This is a genomic window from Superficieibacter sp. 1612_C1 (assembly GCF_015234305.1).
GTDB lineage: Bacteria > Pseudomonadota > Gammaproteobacteria > Enterobacterales > Enterobacteriaceae > Superficieibacter.
In genome coordinates, this window is record NZ_JADGMI010000002.1 from 690960 (window position 1) to 709666 (window position 18707).

The window sequence follows — 18707 nt, forward strand, 5'->3', positions numbered from 1 at the left end:
CGTATTGTGCGCTAATGGAGGGTGAAAACCAACTCCCACGGCATATACCAGAGATTCGCCAGCACCATTAGCAACAGCGAGCACCATGTGGCGCTCAGGCCTGAACGTTTCCAGCGACCCAGCCGCTGGTGCAGGCCGTAATAATGCATCAGGCGTCCTGCCAGCAGTAGCAGGCCGCAGACGTGGACCATCCACGTTTCTGCGCCGTTCATTTCCATGAACAGCAGCAGCACCAGCGCGATGGGAATGTATTCCAGCGCATTACTCTGAATGCGGATGGCGCTTTGCAGTTCGCTAAATCCGCCGTCACCATAGGAAACGCGATACTGCATACGCAGCCGTGCAACATCAAACGAAAACTTGATCAATAACAACGCACCCAGTACGGCATATAGCGCGCTTACCATACACATTTCCTTTCAGGCAGGCTTGCCGCACAGTCTAAGCCAGGCGCTGCCATCAGAAAAGAGAAGATTGCTGTGGGATGGCGGGCGCGTCGCCCAGAGTGGGTAGCGCTGCCCGTAAGGCAGGCCATAGCGTATCGACCAGTTCCGGGGCATGAGCAATGTCAGGAGTATGCAGAAAAAGCCACGGCGTTGTGGTTTCTTCCCACTGCGGGAGTAATTTCAGCCAGCCTGCAAAAAGCGCCTGATTTTGCACCATATCGTCGCTGCCGATAAATCTCACCATCGGGTTGCTGGCGGTTACTACCGCGTGAACCGGCACTTTAGGCTTCATATTTTGCGCCTTAATCACCGCCTCGCTGTGGGGAAGGGCGCTGTGTACCGGACGGCTGTCGAGGATCACGCGGTTGACGCCGCGCTCATGAAGTCCCCGATTAAATTGCTGCTCGGCATCCCCTTTGGCAAAGAATTCCGGATGTCGTACCTCGACGCCATAGGTAAAGGCCGCAGGCAGAGTATCAAGAAAATGCCACAGCGCCGGGAGATCCTGCGGGCCAAAGGTTGCCGGGAGCTGAAGCCAGTATTGGCCGATGCGATCTGCCAGCGGCGACATACGGTGTAAAAACTCATCGGTCAGATCGTCGCAGTGGCGCAGCGCCCCCTGATGAGAGATGGTGGCCGGGAATTTAAAGCAGAAGCGAAAGTTATCATGGGTCTGCTCGCGCCAGCGCTGAACGATCTCCGCTTTAGGCAGCGCGTAGAGCGTGGTATTGCCCTCCACGCAGTTAAAATGGCGGGCATAATCTTCGAGGCTGGTAATTCCCAGTCGCCCCCATTTCGGGTGCGACCACTGCGGCAGACCGATGTAAATCATAGGGCGTTAAGAACATCCTCAGTGTTGCGCACTCGGCCAATGCGCGGGAAAATATGGCTCATGCTGCCCTGGTGCTGTTCGGCACTCGCGGCGCTACAGGCATCTTCGACCACCACCAGATTAAAGCCCAGTTCCCAGGCGTTACGGGCGGTGGATTCCACGCCGATATTGGTGGAGATACCACAAAGAATAATAGTCTCAATTCCGCGACGGCGCAGTTGTAGCTCCAGATCGGTGCCGTAAAACGCGCCCCACTGGCGTTTAGTGACTTCAATATCACCGTGCTGTTTGCCGAGGGCGGCGGGATACTGCCACCAGTTGTCCGGCAGCGCGCCGCCGCCCGCTTGCGCATCAACCGGTTGTTTTAGCGCTTCGGCAAAATCAGCGGACCAGCCGACGCGCACCAGCACGACAGGAGAACCCTGTTCACGACATTTTGCCGCCAGCCGCGCGGCGCGTTCTACCACCTGGTCAGCCGCGTAAGGGCCTCCCGCGAACGGCAGAATACCTTCCTGCAAATCAATCACCACCAGCGCCGTTTTTTTCGCGTTCAATTCCAGCATGTTCTTCCCCATAATTTATGACGTGAGCCGTTAATCCTACGCGGTCAGCGCGCCAAATTTTGTTAATTTTTGTGAGAATACGCAATAACCGCGCAGCAAACGCGCTTCCGGTACGTATCGGACTTATCGCGAGGCAGAAATTCCAGTATAATAGCCCCCTTTTTTCATCCAGTTGTGACATTCAGCTAAAGCTGCGACAGTATTGCCTGCACGGCAGGCGACAACCAGCCTGCGGCTAAGTTAAGGGATATCTCATGCGTACAGAATATTGCGGACAGCTTCGACTGTCCCACGTGGGGCAGCAGGTGACTCTGTGTGGTTGGGTCAACCGTCGTCGTGATCTTGGCAGCCTTATCTTCATTGATATGCGCGACCGCGAAGGCATCGTTCAGGTTTTCTTCGATCCGGATCGTGACGAGGCTTTTAAGCTGGCCTCTGAACTGCGTAATGAGTTCTGCATTCAGATCACGGGCACCGTGCGTGCGCGCGACGAAAAAAACACCAACAAAGAGATGGCGACCGGTGAAGTGGAAGTGTTTGCCACCGATCTGACCATCATCAACCGTTCAGAATCGCTGCCGCTCGACTCCAATCACGTGAATACCGAAGAAGCGCGTCTGAAGTACCGCTACCTCGATTTACGTCGCCCGGAAATGGCGCAGCGCCTGAAAACCCGCGCCAGAATTACCAGCCTGGTGCGCCGCTTTATGGACGACCACGGTTTCCTCGACATCGAAACCCCGATGCTGACCAAAGCCACGCCGGAAGGCGCGCGCGACTACCTGGTGCCTTCGCGCGTCCATAAAGGTAAGTTCTACGCGCTGCCGCAGTCTCCGCAGTTGTTCAAACAGCTGCTGATGATGTCCGGCTTTGACCGCTACTATCAGATCGTTAAGTGCTTCCGCGATGAAGACTTGCGTGCTGACCGTCAGCCGGAATTCACTCAGATCGACGTGGAAACCTCCTTCATGACCGCGCCGCAGGTGCGTGAAGTGATGGAAGCTCTGGTGCGCGGTCTGTGGCAGGACGTAAAAGGCGTGGATCTGGGCGACTTCCCGGTAATGACCTTTGCTGAAGCCGAACGTCGTTACGGTTCTGATAAACCGGATCTGCGTAACCCGATGGAACTGGTCGACGTTGCCGACCTGCTGAAAAACGTTGAGTTTGCCGTCTTTGCCGGCCCGGCTAATGATGCCAAAGGTCGCGTTGCCGCGCTGCGTGTACCGGGCGGTGCAACGCTCAGCCGTAAGCAGATTGACGACTACGGCAACTTCATCAAGATCTACGGTGCGAAAGGCCTGGCGTATATCAAAGTGACCGAACGCGCAAAAGGTCTGGAAGGTATCAACAGCCCGGTCGCCAAGTTCCTGAATGCTGAGATTGTTGACGCGATTCTGGAACGTACCGGCGCACAGGACGGCGATATGATTTTCTTCGGTGCCGACAACAAGAAAGTGGTTGCCGACGCGCTGGGCGCGCTGCGTCTCAAACTGGGTAAAGATCTGAACCTGACCGACGAGAGCAAATGGGCTCCGCTGTGGGTTATCGACTTCCCGATGTTTGAAGATGACGGCGAAGGCGGCCTGACGGCGATGCATCACCCGTTCACCTCGCCGAAAGACATGACGGCTGACGAACTGAAAGCCGCACCGGAAGACGCGGTGGCGAACGCTTACGATATGGTCATCAACGGCTATGAAGTGGGCGGTGGTTCCGTGCGTATTCACCGCGGCGACATGCAGCAAACTGTGTTCGGCATTTTGGGCATTAACGAGCAGGAGCAGCGCGAAAAATTCGGCTTCCTGCTGGACGCCCTGAAATACGGTACACCGCCGCACGCGGGTCTGGCATTTGGTCTGGATCGTCTGACCATGCTGCTGACCGGTACCGACAACATCCGTGACGTTATCGCGTTCCCGAAAACCACCGCTGCCGCCTGTCTGATGACCGAAGCGCCAAGTTTCGCCAATCAGGCTGCGCTGACCGAGCTGGGTATCGACGTGATCAAGAAAGAGTCACCGGAGAATAAGTAATATGCGCTATAAGCGTCCCGTTTCTGTCCTTGTGGTGATTTACGCGCAGGATACGAAACGGGTGCTGATGTTGCAGCGACGCGACGATCCCGATTTCTGGCAGTCGGTAACCGGCAGCCTGGAAGAGGGAGAAACCGCGTGGCAGGCCGCTGTGCGTGAAGTAAATGAAGAGGTCACCATTGATGTTGCCGCCGAGCAACTGACCTTACTCGACTGTCAGCGCACGGTGGAGTTTGAAATTTTTAGTCATTTACGTCATCGCTACGCGCCGGGTATTGAGCGCAATACGGAATCCTGGTTCTGTCTTGCGCTGCCCCACGAAAGGCAGATTGTTTTTACCGAACATCTGACCTACCGCTGGCTTGATGCGCCCGCTGCGGCTGCATTAACCAAGTCGTGGAGTAACCGGCAGGCAATTGAAGAATTTATTATTCATACCGCCTGAAGAGGCGGTTTCGTGGAGAAAGATTTATGGCAGGTCATAGTAAATGGGCCAACACCAAACACCGCAAGGCGGCACAGGATTCCAAGCGCGGTAAAATTTTCACCAAAATCATTCGTGAACTGGTGACGGCAGCCCGTCTGGGCGGCGGTGATGCTGGCTCAAACCCGCGTCTGCGCGCGGCGATTGATAAAGCGTTGTCCAACAACATGACGCGTGACACCCTCAACCGAGCCATCGCACGTGGCGTGGGCGGTGACGAAGGCGCGAACATGGAAACCATCATTTATGAAGGTTACGGTCCTGGCGGCACGGCGGTGATGATAGAATGCCTGTCCGATAACCGTAACCGTACCGTTGCCGAAGTGCGTCATGCCTTCAGCAAAACCGGCGGTAACCTGGGCACCGATGGTTCCGTGGCCTATCTGTTCAGCAAAAAAGGCGTGATCTCTTTTGCCTCTGGTGATGAAGATGCCATCATGGAAGCTGCGCTGGAAGCGGGTGCTGAAGATGTTGTCACCTTCGACGATGGTGCCATTGACGTCTATACCGCCTGGGAAGAGATGGGTGCCGTGCGTGATGCGCTGGAAGCAGCAGGTTTTAAAGCGGACGAAGCAGAAGTCTCCATGATCCCGTCTACCAAAGCTGACATGGATGCCGAGACTGCGCCGAAACTGCTGCGCCTGATCGACATGCTGGAAGACTGCGACGACGTGCAGGAAGTCTACCACAACGGCGACATCTCTGATGAGGTGGCGGCGACCCTGTAATGGCGCTGTTAAACGCCTGCGGGCAGAGGGCATAGCGTGTCGATTATTCTCGGTATTGACCCCGGCTCGCGCATTACCGGCTACGGCGTGATCCGCCAGGTGGGCAGGCAGTTAACCTATCTGGGCAGCGGATGCATCCGCACCAAAGTCGATGATTTGCCGTCACGCCTGAAGCTGATTTACGCAGGCGTGTCGGAAATTATCACCCAGTTCCAGCCGGATTTTTTTGCCATTGAGCAGGTCTTTATGGCCAAAAATGCTGACTCTGCGCTTAAGCTTGGGCAGGCGCGGGGCGTGGCGATCGTCGCGGCGGTGAATCAGGATTTACCGGTGTTTGAATATGCGGCGCGTCAGGTCAAGCAGACCGTGGTTGGCATCGGCAGCGCGGAAAAAAGTCAGGTACAGCATATGGTGCGCACGCTGCTGAAGCTGCCGGCTAATCCGCAGGCGGATGCGGCGGATGCGCTGGCCATTGCCATCACGCATTGCCATGTCACCCAGAACGCGATGCAAATGAGCGAATCGCGGCTGAATCTGGCGCGGGGAAGGTTGCGCTAATATCAGGTTGCTATTAAAAAAGTGATCGACTGGTCTTTGAGTCAGCCAGGACAATTAATTGCGGACGTAGAATAAATTCCGGTTAGCCAGTAATAACGGGCGGGCGTGGCCCGCCTGTATATTATAAGGCGTCTTCAGGAGTGCGCTGTTGCATGCGGCTATCATAAATGAGATCCAGATTTGGATAGTGCCACAGGCTGGCGGGCGTGACCGTCTTCCGCTCCCACGGAATTGTCCCCAAAAACCAGAATTTCCAGAACGTCAGCTTTGCATCAGGATTGCTGCGCAGCAGTTGCCCAAAGGTTTCAATATTGCCAACCGGCGTGCATAGCGCCTCTTTATAAATATCGAACACAAACTTCGAGCAAAACTGACGCGATGAGTCGTATTTAAAGCCGGTGTGATAGAGCTTATGCAGACGCGAAGGTACCTGTTCCACAATTAACTGCTTTTGCTCTTCCGACAGCCCGCCCTGTAACCGACGTATGGCGTAACGCTGTTCTGCGGAGCGCTGAATAAAGCGGGAGAGGGTGGTAACGGTCGAGAGCGGGACCCGACTCTCGGCAACCAGATAATCCTCACCGTTGTGCCCAATAATAATGCCAACGTGATTACTCCAGCAGCGCGACGCGGTTGAAATTTGCCCGAATAACGCGGTGCCAATACAGGTAAAAACGATATCGCCGGTTTCATATTTGGCTGGGTAATTGATATTCATTTTGTCATTCCCTGAACTGATAATTTGAAAGCAAACGTCTGTCTGAAAATGCGAGAGAGTAATATGATTAAATAAACTTTCAACTATTACAATAGTTGGACTTTATATCTGCATATAGAAATAAGATGAATGCATCTTTTAATTGCTGTCAGGAGTGTTTGAAATATTTAACGTCGTATGATTTATCATGATTATTTATTTTTGCCTTTCTTTTGAAATAAGGTATATCGCCTGGTTAGTTAAGCAATAATGCCTTGCCACAGAGATCAACGTGCTGATTTTATACGCCCAGACGGCGCTGGCAGTTGTCTCCAGAGGGTAAGTGGATTTTTAACTAACACATTGTTATGTTTTGATGATGATGTAAAACTATACCTCCACAGTATAACCCTGGAGCAGCATAGGCAGTATGAACGTCAGTGTCCTGAAAAAAACATTTTTGATTTTATTGCTGATGTTTACCGGCTATAGCGGTTATACCGTCTTCACCGAATACCAGTACCATCGTCATAGCACAACCGTTGATGGGATTGTGTCAAACGTGCGCTATATCAGCAGCGCCGAGCGTCGAATGACGGATACCTGTACTCATTTTCGTGGAAGGGAAGACTGCTCTGCACTTTATGATTACGACATCACCTGGCGTAGCCAGAATAAAGACTATGTCTATCATGCAGAAGATGAACGCGAGAAGCCTTCAGCCGTTGAATGTGTCAATGTCGTCCCGGAAAAACCGCAGATTGGCAAACCCTGTAAGAATATTTTCTTTAACGTCAGTCGCCTGCCTGGGGTCATTACGGTATGGGCTATCCTCGGCTTTATTTTTTTGATTGTGTTGTTGCATAAATTTAAACAGCGACGTTTTCCCGGACCAGAAAAACCGCAACTCTATCGTATTTATAATAAGTCTCTTCACCTGTTATTCGAAACGAGCGATGCAGAAGATGCCATGCGGTTTATCCGTAAGGGCCACTATCGTCTGCGTGCCAGCAACACAACGCTCGAAGCCGTCGTTTCAGGCGGTAAAAAAGTGATGATAAAATGCGCCAATTATCATGTACGAAGCCGAAAAGGGCGCAGGAAACTCGGGCTGTGAGTGAACTGAACAAAAATGGCAATAACCTGTTTTTCGGCTGGATATCTATCCAGCCTTTTTTGTATGATACACGCTGACATTGTGAGCCATCAACGCAGGAGCGTCACGTGATAGGCAGACTCAGAGGCATTATTCTCGAAAAACAACCCCCGATCGTGCTGCTGGAGACGGGCGGCGTAGGCTATGAAGTGCATATGCCGATGACCTGCTTCTACGAACTGCCGGACGCCGGGCAGGAAGCCATCGTTTTCACGCATTTTGTGGTGCGCGAAGATGCTCAGCTCCTGTACGGCTTCAATAACAAACAGGAACGGACCCTGTTTAAAGAGCTGATCAAAACCAACGGCGTCGGACCGAAGCTGGCGCTGGCGATCCTCTCCGGTATGTCGGCGCAGCAGTTTGTTAATGCTGTTGAGCGTGAAGATCCGGCGGCGCTGGTGAAATTGCCGGGCATTGGTAAGAAAACCGCTGAGCGCCTGATTGTCGAGATGAAAGACCGCTTTAAAGGACTGCACGGCGATCTGTTCACCCCGGCGGCAGATTTGGTATTGACCTCTCCGGCAAGCCCGGCGACTGACGATGCAGAGCAGGAAGCCGTTGCTGCGCTGGTGGCGCTGGGTTATAAACCTCAGGAAGCCAGCCGAATGGTGAGCAAAATTGCTCGTCCGGATGCCAGCAGCGAAACATTGATCCGCGAAGCGCTGCGCGCGGCTCTATGAGGTAAACAATGATAGAAGCAGATCGCCTGATTTCAGCAGGCAATACCCTGGTTGAAGACGTTGCAGATCGCGCTATTCGTCCTAAATTGCTGGAAGAGTATATCGGACAGCCGCAGGTGCGTTCGCAAATGGAGATTTTTATCCAGGCGGCAAAGCTGCGTAGCGAAGCGCTTGATCACCTGCTGATTTTTGGGCCTCCGGGCTTAGGGAAAACGACGCTGGCAAATATTGTCGCTAACGAAATGGGCGTTAACCTGCGTACCACTTCCGGCCCGGTGCTGGAGAAAGCGGGCGATCTGGCCGCGATGTTGACCAATCTTGAGCCGCACGACGTGCTGTTTATTGATGAGATTCATCGCCTGTCGCCGGTGGTGGAGGAAGTGCTCTATCCGGCAATGGAAGATTATCAGCTTGATATCATGATCGGCGAAGGGCCTGCCGCGCGCTCGATTAAAATCGATCTGCCGCCGTTTACGCTGATTGGCGCGACCACCCGCGCCGGTTCTCTGACATCACCACTGCGTGACCGCTTTGGTATTGTGCAGCGTCTGGAGTTTTATCAGGTGCCGGACCTGCAATATATCGTGGGTCGAAGTGCGCGGTTCATGGGGCTTGAGATGAGCGAGGAGGGGGCGCTGGAAGTGGCCCGCCGGGCGCGCGGTACGCCGCGTATCGCCAACCGTCTGCTCAGACGCGTGCGCGACTTTTCTGAAGTACGCCATGACGGCACTATTTCGGCGGAAATCGCCGCACAGGCGCTGGATATGCTGAACGTTGATGCGGAAGGCTTTGACTATATGGACCGTAAGCTGCTGCTGGCGGTGCTGGACAAGTTCTTCGGCGGCCCGGTGGGGCTGGACAATCTGGCGGCAGCCATCGGCGAAGAGCGTGAAACTATCGAAGATGTGCTGGAGCCGTATTTGATCCAGCAGGGCTTTTTACAGCGCACGCCGCGCGGTCGGATGGCAACGGTGCGGGCGTGGGATCACTTCGGCATTACGCCACCGCAAATGCCGTAAGGCGGTTTCATCTTATCCGGCCACCCTATCGTAGCCCCGGTAAGCGTAGCGCCACCGGGGAAGAGGGAGAGTGTTACTGCGCCGTTTTCTTCATCATGCTAAACACAAACAGCAACGCGGCGCACAGCACCACCGACGGCCCCGCAGGCGTATCATAGAAAGCCGAAAAGGTTAAACCGCCGGTCACGGCAATCATCCCCACGCCAACGGCCACCCCAGCCATCTGTTCCGGCGTGCGGGCAAAACGACGCGCGGTCGCCGCCGGGATAATCAGCAGTGAGGTGATTATCAACGCCCCGACGAACTTCATCGCCACGCCAATGGTCAGCGCCGTCACCAGCATCAGCAGCAGTTTAACCCGCTGTAGCTTCACGCCGTCAACAAACGCCAGATCCGGACTGATGGTCATCGACAGCAGATTGCGCCACTGCCAGAGCAAAATTCCCAGCACCACTGCGACACCCACAGCGATAGCGATAAGATCGTCCGGCGTCACCGCCAGCAGATCGCCAAACAGATAAGCCATCAAATCAACGCGAATATTCGACATCAGGCTGACCACTACAAGGCCCAGTGAAAGCGCGCTGTGGGCCATAATGCCGAGCAGCGTATCGACCGCCAGATGCGGACGCTTTTCCAGCCACACCAGACCCGCCGCCAGTAACAGCGTCACCACGATCACGGCATAAAACGGATTCACATCCAGCAGCAGGCCAAACGCCACGCCAAGCAATGAGGCGTGGGCCAGCGTATCGCCAAAATAGGACATTCGACGCCAGACAACAAACGATCCCAGTGGACCGGCGGCGCAGGCCAGCATAATTCCGGCCAGCCAGCCGGGCAGTAAAAGTTCAATCATGAGTGTCCATTTCCCCGGCGCAGTACAATACGGCCCTGTAAATCGTGGCGGTGATTATGATGATGGCGATAGATGCCGAGCTGTTCGGCTCCGCGCTGCCCGAACATTGAAATAAATTCCGGGTGCAATGACACCACTTCCGGCGTTCCTGAGCAGCAAATGTGCTGATTAAGGCACAGCACTTCATCGGTTTTTGCCATCACCAGATGCAGGTCGTGCGACACCATCAACACGGCACAATCCAGCTCGCGTCGCAGCTGATCGATGAGATCGTAAAGAGCCACCTGGCCGTTGACGTCCACGCCCTGCGTCGGTTCATCAAGGACCAGCAGTTGCGGGCGATTGAGCAGGGCGCGGGCCAGCAACACGCGCTGTGTCTCACCGCCAGACAGTTTTTGCATTGCCGCATCGATCAGATGAGCGGCCTGAACGCGTTTGAGCGCAGGCAAAATATCATCTTTGTGGGTACCCGGACGCAAACGCATAAACCGGCTAACGGTCAGCGGCAGGGTCGCATCAAGGTGTAATTTTTGTGGCACGTAGCCAATACGCAGCTTGCCGTCTCGCTTGATGACACCACTGTCGGGTGCTACCAGCCCTAGTACGACGCGTACCAGCGTGGACTTACCTGCCCCGTTAGGGCCAAGCAGCGTTAAGATCTTCCCACTTTTCAATTGCAGGGAGACATCCGCCAGCACGCGGCGCTGCCCGAAAGAGAGCGAGACCTTTTCCAGGGTGATTAGATTTGTCATTTCAATTAAAGGTTGCACAAGATGATGAATGTTATAATATCACATTTCACCTATCCATTACGATTATAAGTCGCATTATGTTACATAAAAATACGTTTCTTTTCGCTGCTTTATCAGTAGCACTTTGGGGTAGCACAGCACATCATGCTGATGCTGCGGTAGTCGCTTCGATTAAACCACTGGGTTTCATCGCCTCGGCCATCGCTGATGGTGTAACAGACACGCAAGTTTTACTGCCAGATGGTGCCTCCGAGCACGACTATTCTCTGCGGCCTTCGGATGTAAAACGCTTACAAAACGCGGACTTAGTGGTCTGGATTGGGCCGGACATGGAAGCGTTTATGACTAAGTCCGTTCAGGGCACGGCGGAGGCAAAAAAAGTCACTATTGCCGATCTGGCAAAGGTGAAGCCGCTGCTGCAAAAAGGGTCCGACGATGATGGCGATGAGCACGATCACGATCATGATGATGGTGAAAATAGTGACCATCATCACCATCACGGGGATTATAACATGCATCTATGGTTGTCCCCGGAGATTGCCCAGGCCAGTGCGGTTGCAATCCATGAAAAATTAGTGGAACTTATGCCGCAAAGTCGAGCCAAACTTGACGCCAATCTGCAAGCATTCGAGGCGCAACTCGCCGCTACCGATAAGCAGGTGGGTACTGAGCTGGCACCGTTGAAGGGTAAAGGTTATTTCGTATTCCATGACGCCTATGGTTATTACGAAAAACATTATGGGCTGACCCCGCTTGGCCATTTTACCGTGAACCCCGAAATTCAACCCGGTGCTCAGCGTTTACATGAAATCAGAACACAGTTGGTTGAGCAAAAAGCAACCTGCGTTTTTGCTGAGCCACAGTTCAGGCCAGCGGTCGTTGAAGCTGTCGCCCGGGGAACCTCCGTTCGAATGGGAACGCTGGATCCTCTTGGCACCAGTATCAAGTTGGGTAAAGAGAGCTATAGCCAGTTCCTGACCCAGCTTGCGAATCAGTATGCGAGCTGCCTGAAAGGAGATTAACGAGGAAGTGAATACGTGCAACAGATAGCCCGCTCTGTCGCCCTGGCATTTAATAATCTGCCCCGACCTCATCGCGTCATGCTGGGGTCGCTTACTGTTCTCACTTTAGCGGTCGCCGTCTGGCGACCCTACGTCTACCATCCTCAATCTGCGCCGATTGTTAAAGTTATCGAGCTGGAGAAAAATGAGGTCAGGTCGCTGCTTCCCGAAGCCAGTGAACCTATCGATCAGGCACCGCAGGAAGATGAAGCCATCCCGCAGGATGAGCTGGACGATAAAATCGGTAACGAATCCGGCGTCCATGAATACGTGGTTTCCACCGGCGATACCCTGAGCAGCGTGTTAAATCAGTACGGTATTGATATGGGGGATATCACCCAGCTCGCCGCCTCTGATAAAGAGCTGCGGAATTTAAAAATCGGCCAACAGCTCTCCTGGACGCTGACGGCTGACGGCGATTTACAACGTCTGACCTGGGAAATGTCCCGCCGCGAAACCCGCACGTACGATCGCACCGCCAACGGCTTTAAAATGAGCAGCGAGTTGCAGCAGGGCGACTGGGTTAACAGTAGCCTGAAAGGCACCGTCGGCTCGGGCTTTATTGCCAGCGCTAAAGAGGCAGGGCTCAGTAGCGCCGAAGTGAGTTCGGTAGTAAAAGCGATGCAGTGGCAGATGGATTTCCGCAAAATGAAGAAAGGCGATAAGTTTGCCGTTCTGATGTCGCGTGAAATGCTGGACGGAAAAGCCGAACAAAGCCAGCTTCTTGGCGTCCGTTTAAGCCTTGATGGCAAAGACTATTACGCTTTCCGCGCAGAAGACGGTAAGTTCTATGACCGTACCGGTACCGGGCTTGCGAAGGGCTTCCTGCGCTTCCCGACGTCACGTCAGTTCCGCGTATCTTCCAACTTTAATCCGCGTCGCCTGAATCCTGTGACGGGGCGCATTGCACCGCATCGTGGCGTCGATTTTGCGATGCCGCAGGGGACGCCAGTTCTCGCCGTCGGCGACGGTGAAGTCGTGGTGGCAAAACGCAGCGGGGCGGCAGGGTATTATGTGGCGATCCGTCATGGTCGCACCTATACCACCCGCTATATGCACCTGCGTAAACTGCTGGTAAAACCGGGTCAGAAGGTAAAACGTGGCGATCGTATCGCGCTTTCCGGCAATACCGGACGCTCTACCGGTCCACACCTGCACTATGAAGTATGGATCAACCAGCAGGCGGTTAACCCGTTGACGGCGAAGCTGCCGCGCACCGAGGGTCTGACGGGCAAAGATCGTACCGATTACCTGGCGCAGGTTAAAGAGGTCATGCCACAACTGCGTTTTGATTAAAAAGCAGTCATGTAAAGCCGGTGACCTCAGCGCACCGGCTTTTTCTTTTGTGCGTCATCCACAGCCTCGCTACACTAAGACATTATTTCTGACGTCACTCTGCTCAGACCGGAACTTGCATGGAACCTAAGAAAAACAATAGTGAATTTATTCCAACCTATGAGAAACGCTTTCTGCACCCGCGCTACTGGGGAGCCTGGCTGGGCATTTTTGCCTTTGCAGGTATCGCCCTGACGCCACCTGCCTTCCGCGATCCGCTGTTAGGCAAGCTGGGACGTCTGGCAGGAAAGCTGGGTAAGAGCGCCCGCCGCCGTGCGCAGATTAACCTGCTTTACTGCTTCCCTGAAAAGAGCGAACAGCAGCGTGAAGCGATTATTGACGAAATGTACGCTACCGCGCCGCAGGCGATGGTGCTAATGGCTGAACTGGCGCTGCGTAAAGAAAAAAAGGTTCAGGATCGTATCCGTTGGCAGGGGAAGGAGATCATTGATGAGATGCGTCTCAACAATGAAAAAGTCATTTTACTGGTACCGCACGGCTGGGGCGTAGATATCCCGGCGATGCTGATGGCGTCGCAAGGGCAGCAGGTCGCTGCCATGTTTCATAATCAGGGGAATCCCGTCTTTGATTATGTCTGGAACAAGGTCCGGCTGCGTTTTGGTGGCCGCTTACATCCGCGTAACGATGGCATCAAACCCTTTATCCACTCTATCCGCAATGGGTATTGGGGCTATTACCTCCCCGATCAGGACCACGGCCCGGAACAGAGCGAATTCGTCGATTTCTTTGGCACCTATAAAGCAACGTTGCCCGCAGTAGGGCGTTTGATGAAAGTGTGTAAGGCGCGCGTCGTGCCGCTGTTCCCGGTCTATGACAGTAAAACGCACTGCCTCACCGTCCATGTGCGTCCGCCGATGGATGACCTGCTGACCGCTGACGATTGCACTATCGCCCGGCGGATGAATGAAGAGGTGGAAAAGCTGGTGGAGCCAAACCCGGAGCAATATACCTGGCTTTTAAAACTGCTGAAGACGCGTAAACCTGGCGAGACTGAGCCATACCGACGCCGGGAGTTGTATCCGAAGAAGAAATAGAAAAAGGGCCTCTGATGAGGCCTTTTTTATGGGAAAGACCCGGCGCAATGCCGCCGGGTCTGAGTCACACAACGTTGCTTACTGCACCGTCAAAATACGCGTCGTATTCGTCGTACCAATGGTGCTCATTACGTCGCCCTGGGTCACGATCACCAGATCGCCTGACACCAGATAGCCTTTATCACGCAGCAGATTAACCGCGTCGGTAGCGGCGACAACGCCGTCATTGGCGCTGTCAAAATAGACCGGCGTGACGCCGCGATACAGCGCGGTCAGGTTTAGCGTGCGTTCGTGACGGGACATGGCGAAAATCGGCAGGCCAGAGCTGATACGTGAGGTCATCAGCGCGGTGCGGCCCGATTCGGTCATGGTGATAATTGCCGTTACGCCTTTGGTGTGGTTGGCAGCATACATTGCCGACATGGCGATCGCTTCTTCAACGTTATCGAATTCAATGTCCAGGCGGTGTTTAGAGACGTTGATACTCGGGATTTTTTCCGCGCCCAGGCAGACACGCGCCATCGCAGCGACGGTTTCTGACGGATATTGCCCGGCAGCGGTTTCCGCAGACAGCATCACGGCGTCGGTGCCATCCAGTACGGCGTTTGCCACGTCCATCACTTCCGCGCGGGTCGGCATTGGGTTGGTGATCATCGACTCCATCATCTGTGTCGCGGTGATCACCGCGCGGTTCAACTGACGGGCACGGCGGATTAACGCTTTCTGGATGCCAACCAGTTCCGGGTCGCCGATTTCGACGCCCAGGTCGCCACGGGCAACCATCACCACGTCGGAGGCAAGAATAATGTCGTCCATTGCATCCTGAGTTGCTACCGCTTCCGCACGTTCTACTTTGGAAACGATTTTCGCATCGCAGCCTGCATCACGTGCCAGACGGCGGGCATAGTTCAGATCTTCGCCGCAGCGCGGGAAGGAGACGGCCAGATAATCCACGCCAATTTGCGCTGCGGTGACGATATCGGCTTTATCTTTTTCGGTCAGCGCTTCGGCGGACAGTCCGCCACCCAGTTTGTTGATGCCTTTGTTATTGGACAGTGGGCCACCCACGGTCACTTCGGTAAAGACTTTCAGCCCCTGGACTTCCAGCACCTTCAGTTGCACACGACCATCGTCGAGCAGCAGGATGTCACCTGGCACCACGTCAGAAGGCAAGCCCTTATAGTCGATGCCCACTTTTTCCTTATCGCCTTCGCCTTTGCCCAGATTGGCATCCAGCAGGAATTTGTCCCCGATATTGAGGAACACTTTCCCCTCTTTAAACGTCGACACGCGAATTTTAGGGCCCTGTAAGTCACCGAGAATCGCAACATGACGGCCAAGTTTGGCAGCAATTTCACGAACCTTATCGGCACGTAATTTATGGTCTTCCGGGGTGCCGTGCGAGAAATTCATGCGCACAACGTTAGCACCGGCGGCAATAACTTTTTCGAGGTTATTATCGCGATCGGTAGCCGGGCCTAACGTGGTAACAATTTTGGTTCTGCGAAGCCTTCTGGACATGTAATACTCCGTTGACTGAATCAATTTTTGGTGTTGCCTGAACAGGAATTCGGCGGTTCTGCGTTTAAACAACACTGCAAGAACTTAACCGAATGACGCAATAAGTTACAGCTTTGTTATCGTTTTCCTGGGGAGATCCCCATAAGTGTGTAGTGCTTTATCAAAACGCGATTCTTTTAACGCTTCTTTGACACGCTTCAAGTTATCTCTGAATTTTGCCCCACGACGCAAGGTAAATCCGGTAGCCAGCACGTCAATGACGGTCAATTGCGCCAATCGGGAAACCATAGGCATATAAATGTCGGTATCTTCCGGTACGTCAAGGGTGATAGCCAGGGTTGCTTCATGGGCAAGCGGTGTCCCCGGAGAGGTGATCGCAATGACCATGGCGTCATTCTCACGCGCCAGCTGTGCCAGTTCGACCAGCGTTTTGGTGCGACCCGTATGTGAAATCAACACTACAACGTCATCATCGCTACAATTCATACAGCTCATGCGTTGCAGAACAATGTCGTCGGTATAGACGACCGGGACGTTAAAGCGGAAAAATTTATTCATCGCGTCATGGGCGACGGCGGCGGAGGAACCCAGCCCAAAGAAGGCAATTTTTTTTGCCTGGGTCAGAAGATCGACGGCGCGGTTGACGGCCGCCATATCCAGAGACTGACGCACATGATCGAGGCTCGCCATCGCCGATTCAAATATTTTCCCGGTATAGGCCTCGACGCTGTCATCTTCATCCACATTGCGATTCACATAGGGCGTTCCGTTGGCAAGGCTTTGCGCAAGATGCAGTTTAAAATCGGGAAAGCCGCGGGTCTCCATGCTGCGACAGAAGCGGTTGACGGTCGGCTCACTGACGCCGGCTTCCACCGCCAGCGCCGCGATGCTGGAATGGATGGCCTGGGCAGGGGCGGTGAGAATAACTTCCGCCACTTTACGCTCGGATTTGCTAAGGTGTTCCAGTTGAGACTGAATTTTTTCCAGCATATTCATTATTTACAGTGCGCTCACGGTGATAAAGGATCGCTTAATAAGTAGAATTGTCGTGCGTTTGAGCAAGAATATACTCCGGTGACATCGAGAAGGGTGGAGAAGGACGGCAAAATGGTGTTGTTTTTTTTCATTACATGATCGCGGTCGGATTTCAGGCACACAATTCCGGGCAAAAGTAACAGGAAAATGAGGGAGATGCCTAAATGCAGCCCGCGCGTTTTCCCAATTATGCCTTTTACAGGCGCTCGCCGGGGCCGAGGGTTTCAGTAGTTTCGTAAACACAGTACAGTGCAGCGTAAGAAAATTACAAGTAAGACCTGGCATAAGTACCAGGATGTCCAATTGAGGAGAATGACATGGCGGTAACGCAAACGGCTCATGCATGTGATTTGGTCATATTCGGGGCGAAAGGTGATTTGGCACGTCGCAAATTGCTGCCTTCCCTGTATCAGCTCGAAAAAGCAGGCCAAATTCATGATGACACCCGTATTCTGGGCGTAGGACGGGCGGACTGGGATAAAAAAGCTTATACCAGCGTTGTCCGTGAGGCGCTGGAAACCTTCATGAAAGAAAAAATCGATGAGGGCCTGTGGGATAAGCTCAGCGCCCGTCTGGATTTCTGCACATTGGATGTCAATGATACGGCGGCTTTTTCCCGTCTGGGGAAAATGCTGGATCAGGAAAATCGCGTCACGATTAACTACTTTGCTATGCCGCCGGATACCTTTGGTGCCATCTGTAAAGGGCTGGGCAAGGCGAAGTTAAATGCGAAACCGGCGCGCGTGGTGATGGAGAAGCCGCTGGGTACCTCGCTGGAAACCTCCCGCGATATCAACGACCAGGTCGGTGAGTATTTCGAAGAGTGCCAGGTCTATCGTATTGACCATTACCTCGGTAAAGAGACGGTACTTAACCTGCTGGCGCTGCGCTTTGCCAACTCGCTCTTTGTAAATAACTGGGATAATCGCACCATCGACCACGTTGAAATTACCGTGGCGGAAGAGGTGGGGATTGAAGGCCGCTGGGGTTACTTTGACCAGGCCGGTCAGATGCGCGATATGATCCAGAACCACCTGCTGCAAATTCTGTGCATGATTGCGATGTCTCCGCCAGCCGATTTGAGCGCGGACAGCATTCGTGATGAAAAAGTGAAGGTGCTGAAGTCACTGCGCCGCATTGACCGTACCAACGTGCGCGAAAAAACGGTGCGTGGTCAATACACTGCCGGATTCGCACAGGGTAAAAAAGTGCCGGGTTATCTGGAAGAAGAGGGCGCGAATAAATCCAGCCATACGGAAACATTTGTGGCGATCCGCGTCGACCTCGACAACTGGCGTTGGGCAGGCGTGCCGTTCTATCTGCGTACCGGTAAACGTCTGCCGACCAAATGTTCTGAAGTGGTGGTCTATTTTAAAAATCCGGAACTCAATTTATTCAAAGAGTCGTGGCAGGAGCTGCCGCAGAACAAGCTGACTATTCGTCTGCAACCGGACGAAGGGGTCGATATCCAGATCCTCAACAAAGTACCGGGCCTGGATCACAAGCACAACCTGCAAACCACCAAGCTTGACCTGAGCTATTCCGAAACCTTCAACGAGACGCATCTGGCGGACGCGTATGAACGCCTGCTGCTGGAAACCATGCGTGGCATTCAGGCGCTGTTTGTGCGTCGTGACGAAGTGGAAGAGGCGTGGAAATGGGTGGATTCTATTACCGAAGCCTGGGCTGCCGATCAGGATGCACCAAAACCGTATCAGGCGGGCACCTGGGGACCGGTTGCTTCGGTCGCGATGATCACCCGCGATGGTCGTTCATGGAACGAGTTCGAATAATCCTTGTGGGTTATTTTACCGGTAACATGATCTAACTCAGATTGTCGCGTAATTTTCGAACATTTAAGCCCTGCGTGGATTTCCCCGCAGGGCTTTTTTT

The 18707-nt window shown here is 53.7% G+C and carries 19 protein-coding genes; 11 read left to right on the forward strand and 8 right to left on the reverse strand.

Features of this window, described 5'->3' with window-relative positions; translation table 11 throughout:
- Positions 1-11 precede the first annotated feature (11 nt).
- From INT84_RS09510 to INT84_RS09520, 3 genes are read right to left on the reverse strand one after another with little or no spacing between them, the layout of a single operon-like run.
- Positions 12-407: an MAPEG family protein gene (locus tag INT84_RS09510; protein ID WP_194206597.1), complete on the reverse strand. Its 396-nt coding sequence runs from the start codon at positions 405-407 to the stop codon at positions 12-14.
- Between the two features lie 52 nt (positions 408-459).
- Complete coding sequence (locus INT84_RS09515; RefSeq protein ID WP_194206598.1) at positions 460-1278, reverse strand: DUF72 domain-containing protein; 819 nt, start codon at positions 1276-1278, stop codon at positions 460-462.
- Positions 1275-1841 carry a hydrolase gene (locus INT84_RS09520; protein ID WP_194206599.1) on the reverse strand — a complete coding sequence of 189 codons (567 nt, stop codon included), beginning with the start codon at positions 1839-1841 and terminating at the stop codon, positions 1275-1277. The genes INT84_RS09515 and INT84_RS09520 overlap by 4 nt, the downstream gene beginning before the upstream one ends.
- A 254-nt stretch (positions 1842-2095) precedes the next feature.
- Between INT84_RS09520 and aspS the strand changes: the two genes are divergently transcribed.
- The 4 genes from aspS to ruvC are packed head-to-tail and all read left to right on the forward strand — an operon-like array spanning position 2096 to position 5644.
- Entirely contained in the window at positions 2096-3874 is a 1779-nt protein-coding gene (gene aspS, locus INT84_RS09525; protein ID WP_194206600.1) for an aspartate--tRNA ligase, read from the forward strand.
- 1 nt (position 3875) lies between these two features.
- Positions 3876-4319, forward strand: a complete 444-nt coding sequence (gene nudB, locus INT84_RS09530) for a dihydroneopterin triphosphate diphosphatase (RefSeq protein ID WP_228066012.1) — start codon at positions 3876-3878, stop codon at positions 4317-4319.
- Positions 4320-4345: 26 nt separating this feature from the next.
- Positions 4346-5086: a YebC/PmpR family DNA-binding transcriptional regulator gene (locus tag INT84_RS09535; RefSeq protein WP_176918889.1), complete on the forward strand. Its 741-nt coding sequence runs from the start codon at positions 4346-4348 to the stop codon at positions 5084-5086.
- A 36-nt stretch (positions 5087-5122) separates the two neighbouring features.
- Positions 5123-5644 carry a crossover junction endodeoxyribonuclease RuvC gene (gene ruvC, locus INT84_RS09540; RefSeq protein ID WP_194206601.1) on the forward strand — a complete coding sequence of 174 codons (522 nt, stop codon included), beginning with the start codon at positions 5123-5125 and terminating at the stop codon, positions 5642-5644.
- Positions 5645-5765: 121 nt separating this feature from the next.
- On the opposite strand, the gene INT84_RS09545 is transcribed toward ruvC, so the two are convergent.
- A complete protein-coding gene (locus INT84_RS09545) occupies positions 5766-6362 on the reverse strand; it encodes a YebB family permuted papain-like enzyme (RefSeq protein ID WP_194206602.1) in 597 nt (198 codons plus the stop codon).
- A gap of 409 nt (positions 6363-6771) precedes the next feature.
- Here INT84_RS09545 and INT84_RS09550 point away from each other — a divergent pair, with 409 nt between their 5' ends.
- The 3 genes from INT84_RS09550 (at position 6772) to ruvB (ending at position 9196) form a co-directional block, all read left to right on the forward strand.
- Entirely contained in the window at positions 6772-7458 is a 687-nt protein-coding gene (locus INT84_RS09550) for a hypothetical protein (protein ID WP_194206603.1), read from the forward strand.
- A 107-nt stretch (positions 7459-7565) separates the two neighbouring features.
- Positions 7566-8177, forward strand: coding sequence for a Holliday junction branch migration protein RuvA (gene ruvA, locus INT84_RS09555; RefSeq protein ID WP_176918883.1), 612 nt, complete (start codon positions 7566-7568; stop codon positions 8175-8177).
- 8 nt (positions 8178-8185) lie between these two features.
- Positions 8186-9196, forward strand: a complete 1011-nt coding sequence (ruvB, locus tag INT84_RS09560; protein ID WP_176918882.1) for a Holliday junction branch migration DNA helicase RuvB — start codon at positions 8186-8188, stop codon at positions 9194-9196.
- Between the two features lie 73 nt (positions 9197-9269).
- On the opposite strand, the gene znuB is transcribed toward ruvB, so the two are convergent.
- Positions 9270-10055 (reverse strand): zinc ABC transporter permease subunit ZnuB, encoded by a 786-nt coding sequence (znuB, locus tag INT84_RS09565; protein WP_176918881.1) that lies wholly within the window; start codon positions 10053-10055, stop codon positions 9270-9272.
- Complete coding sequence (gene znuC, locus INT84_RS09570) at positions 10052-10807, reverse strand: zinc ABC transporter ATP-binding protein ZnuC (RefSeq protein WP_194206604.1); 756 nt, start codon at positions 10805-10807, stop codon at positions 10052-10054. The genes znuB and znuC overlap by 4 nt, the downstream gene beginning before the upstream one ends.
- Before the next feature lie 77 nt (positions 10808-10884).
- Between znuC and znuA the strand changes: the two genes are divergently transcribed.
- The 3 genes from znuA (at position 10885) to lpxM (ending at position 14258) form a co-directional block, all read left to right on the forward strand.
- Positions 10885-11829 (forward strand): zinc ABC transporter substrate-binding protein ZnuA, encoded by a 945-nt coding sequence (gene znuA / locus INT84_RS09575; RefSeq protein WP_194206839.1) that lies wholly within the window; start codon positions 10885-10887, stop codon positions 11827-11829.
- Positions 11830-11844: 15 nt separating this feature from the next.
- Positions 11845-13164, forward strand: a complete 1320-nt coding sequence (gene mepM, locus INT84_RS09580) for a murein DD-endopeptidase MepM (protein ID WP_194206605.1) — start codon at positions 11845-11847, stop codon at positions 13162-13164.
- A 119-nt stretch (positions 13165-13283) separates the two neighbouring features.
- A complete protein-coding gene (gene lpxM, locus INT84_RS09585) occupies positions 13284-14258 on the forward strand; it encodes a lauroyl-Kdo(2)-lipid IV(A) myristoyltransferase (protein ID WP_194206606.1) in 975 nt (324 codons plus the stop codon).
- A 78-nt stretch (positions 14259-14336) separates the two neighbouring features.
- On the opposite strand, the gene pyk is transcribed toward lpxM, so the two are convergent.
- Complete coding sequence (gene pyk, locus INT84_RS09590; RefSeq protein ID WP_176918876.1) at positions 14337-15779, reverse strand: pyruvate kinase; 1443 nt, start codon at positions 15777-15779, stop codon at positions 14337-14339.
- Between the two features lie 105 nt (positions 15780-15884).
- The gene (locus INT84_RS09595; protein WP_176918875.1) at positions 15885-16775 is read right to left on the reverse strand and encodes a MurR/RpiR family transcriptional regulator; all 891 of its coding nucleotides are present in this window, start codon (positions 16773-16775) and stop codon (positions 15885-15887) included.
- A 356-nt stretch (positions 16776-17131) separates the two neighbouring features.
- Here INT84_RS09595 and zwf point away from each other — a divergent pair, with 356 nt between their 5' ends.
- Entirely contained in the window at positions 17132-18607 is a 1476-nt protein-coding gene (gene zwf / locus INT84_RS09600) for a glucose-6-phosphate dehydrogenase (protein WP_194206607.1), read from the forward strand.
- Positions 18608-18707: the final 100 nt, after the last annotated feature.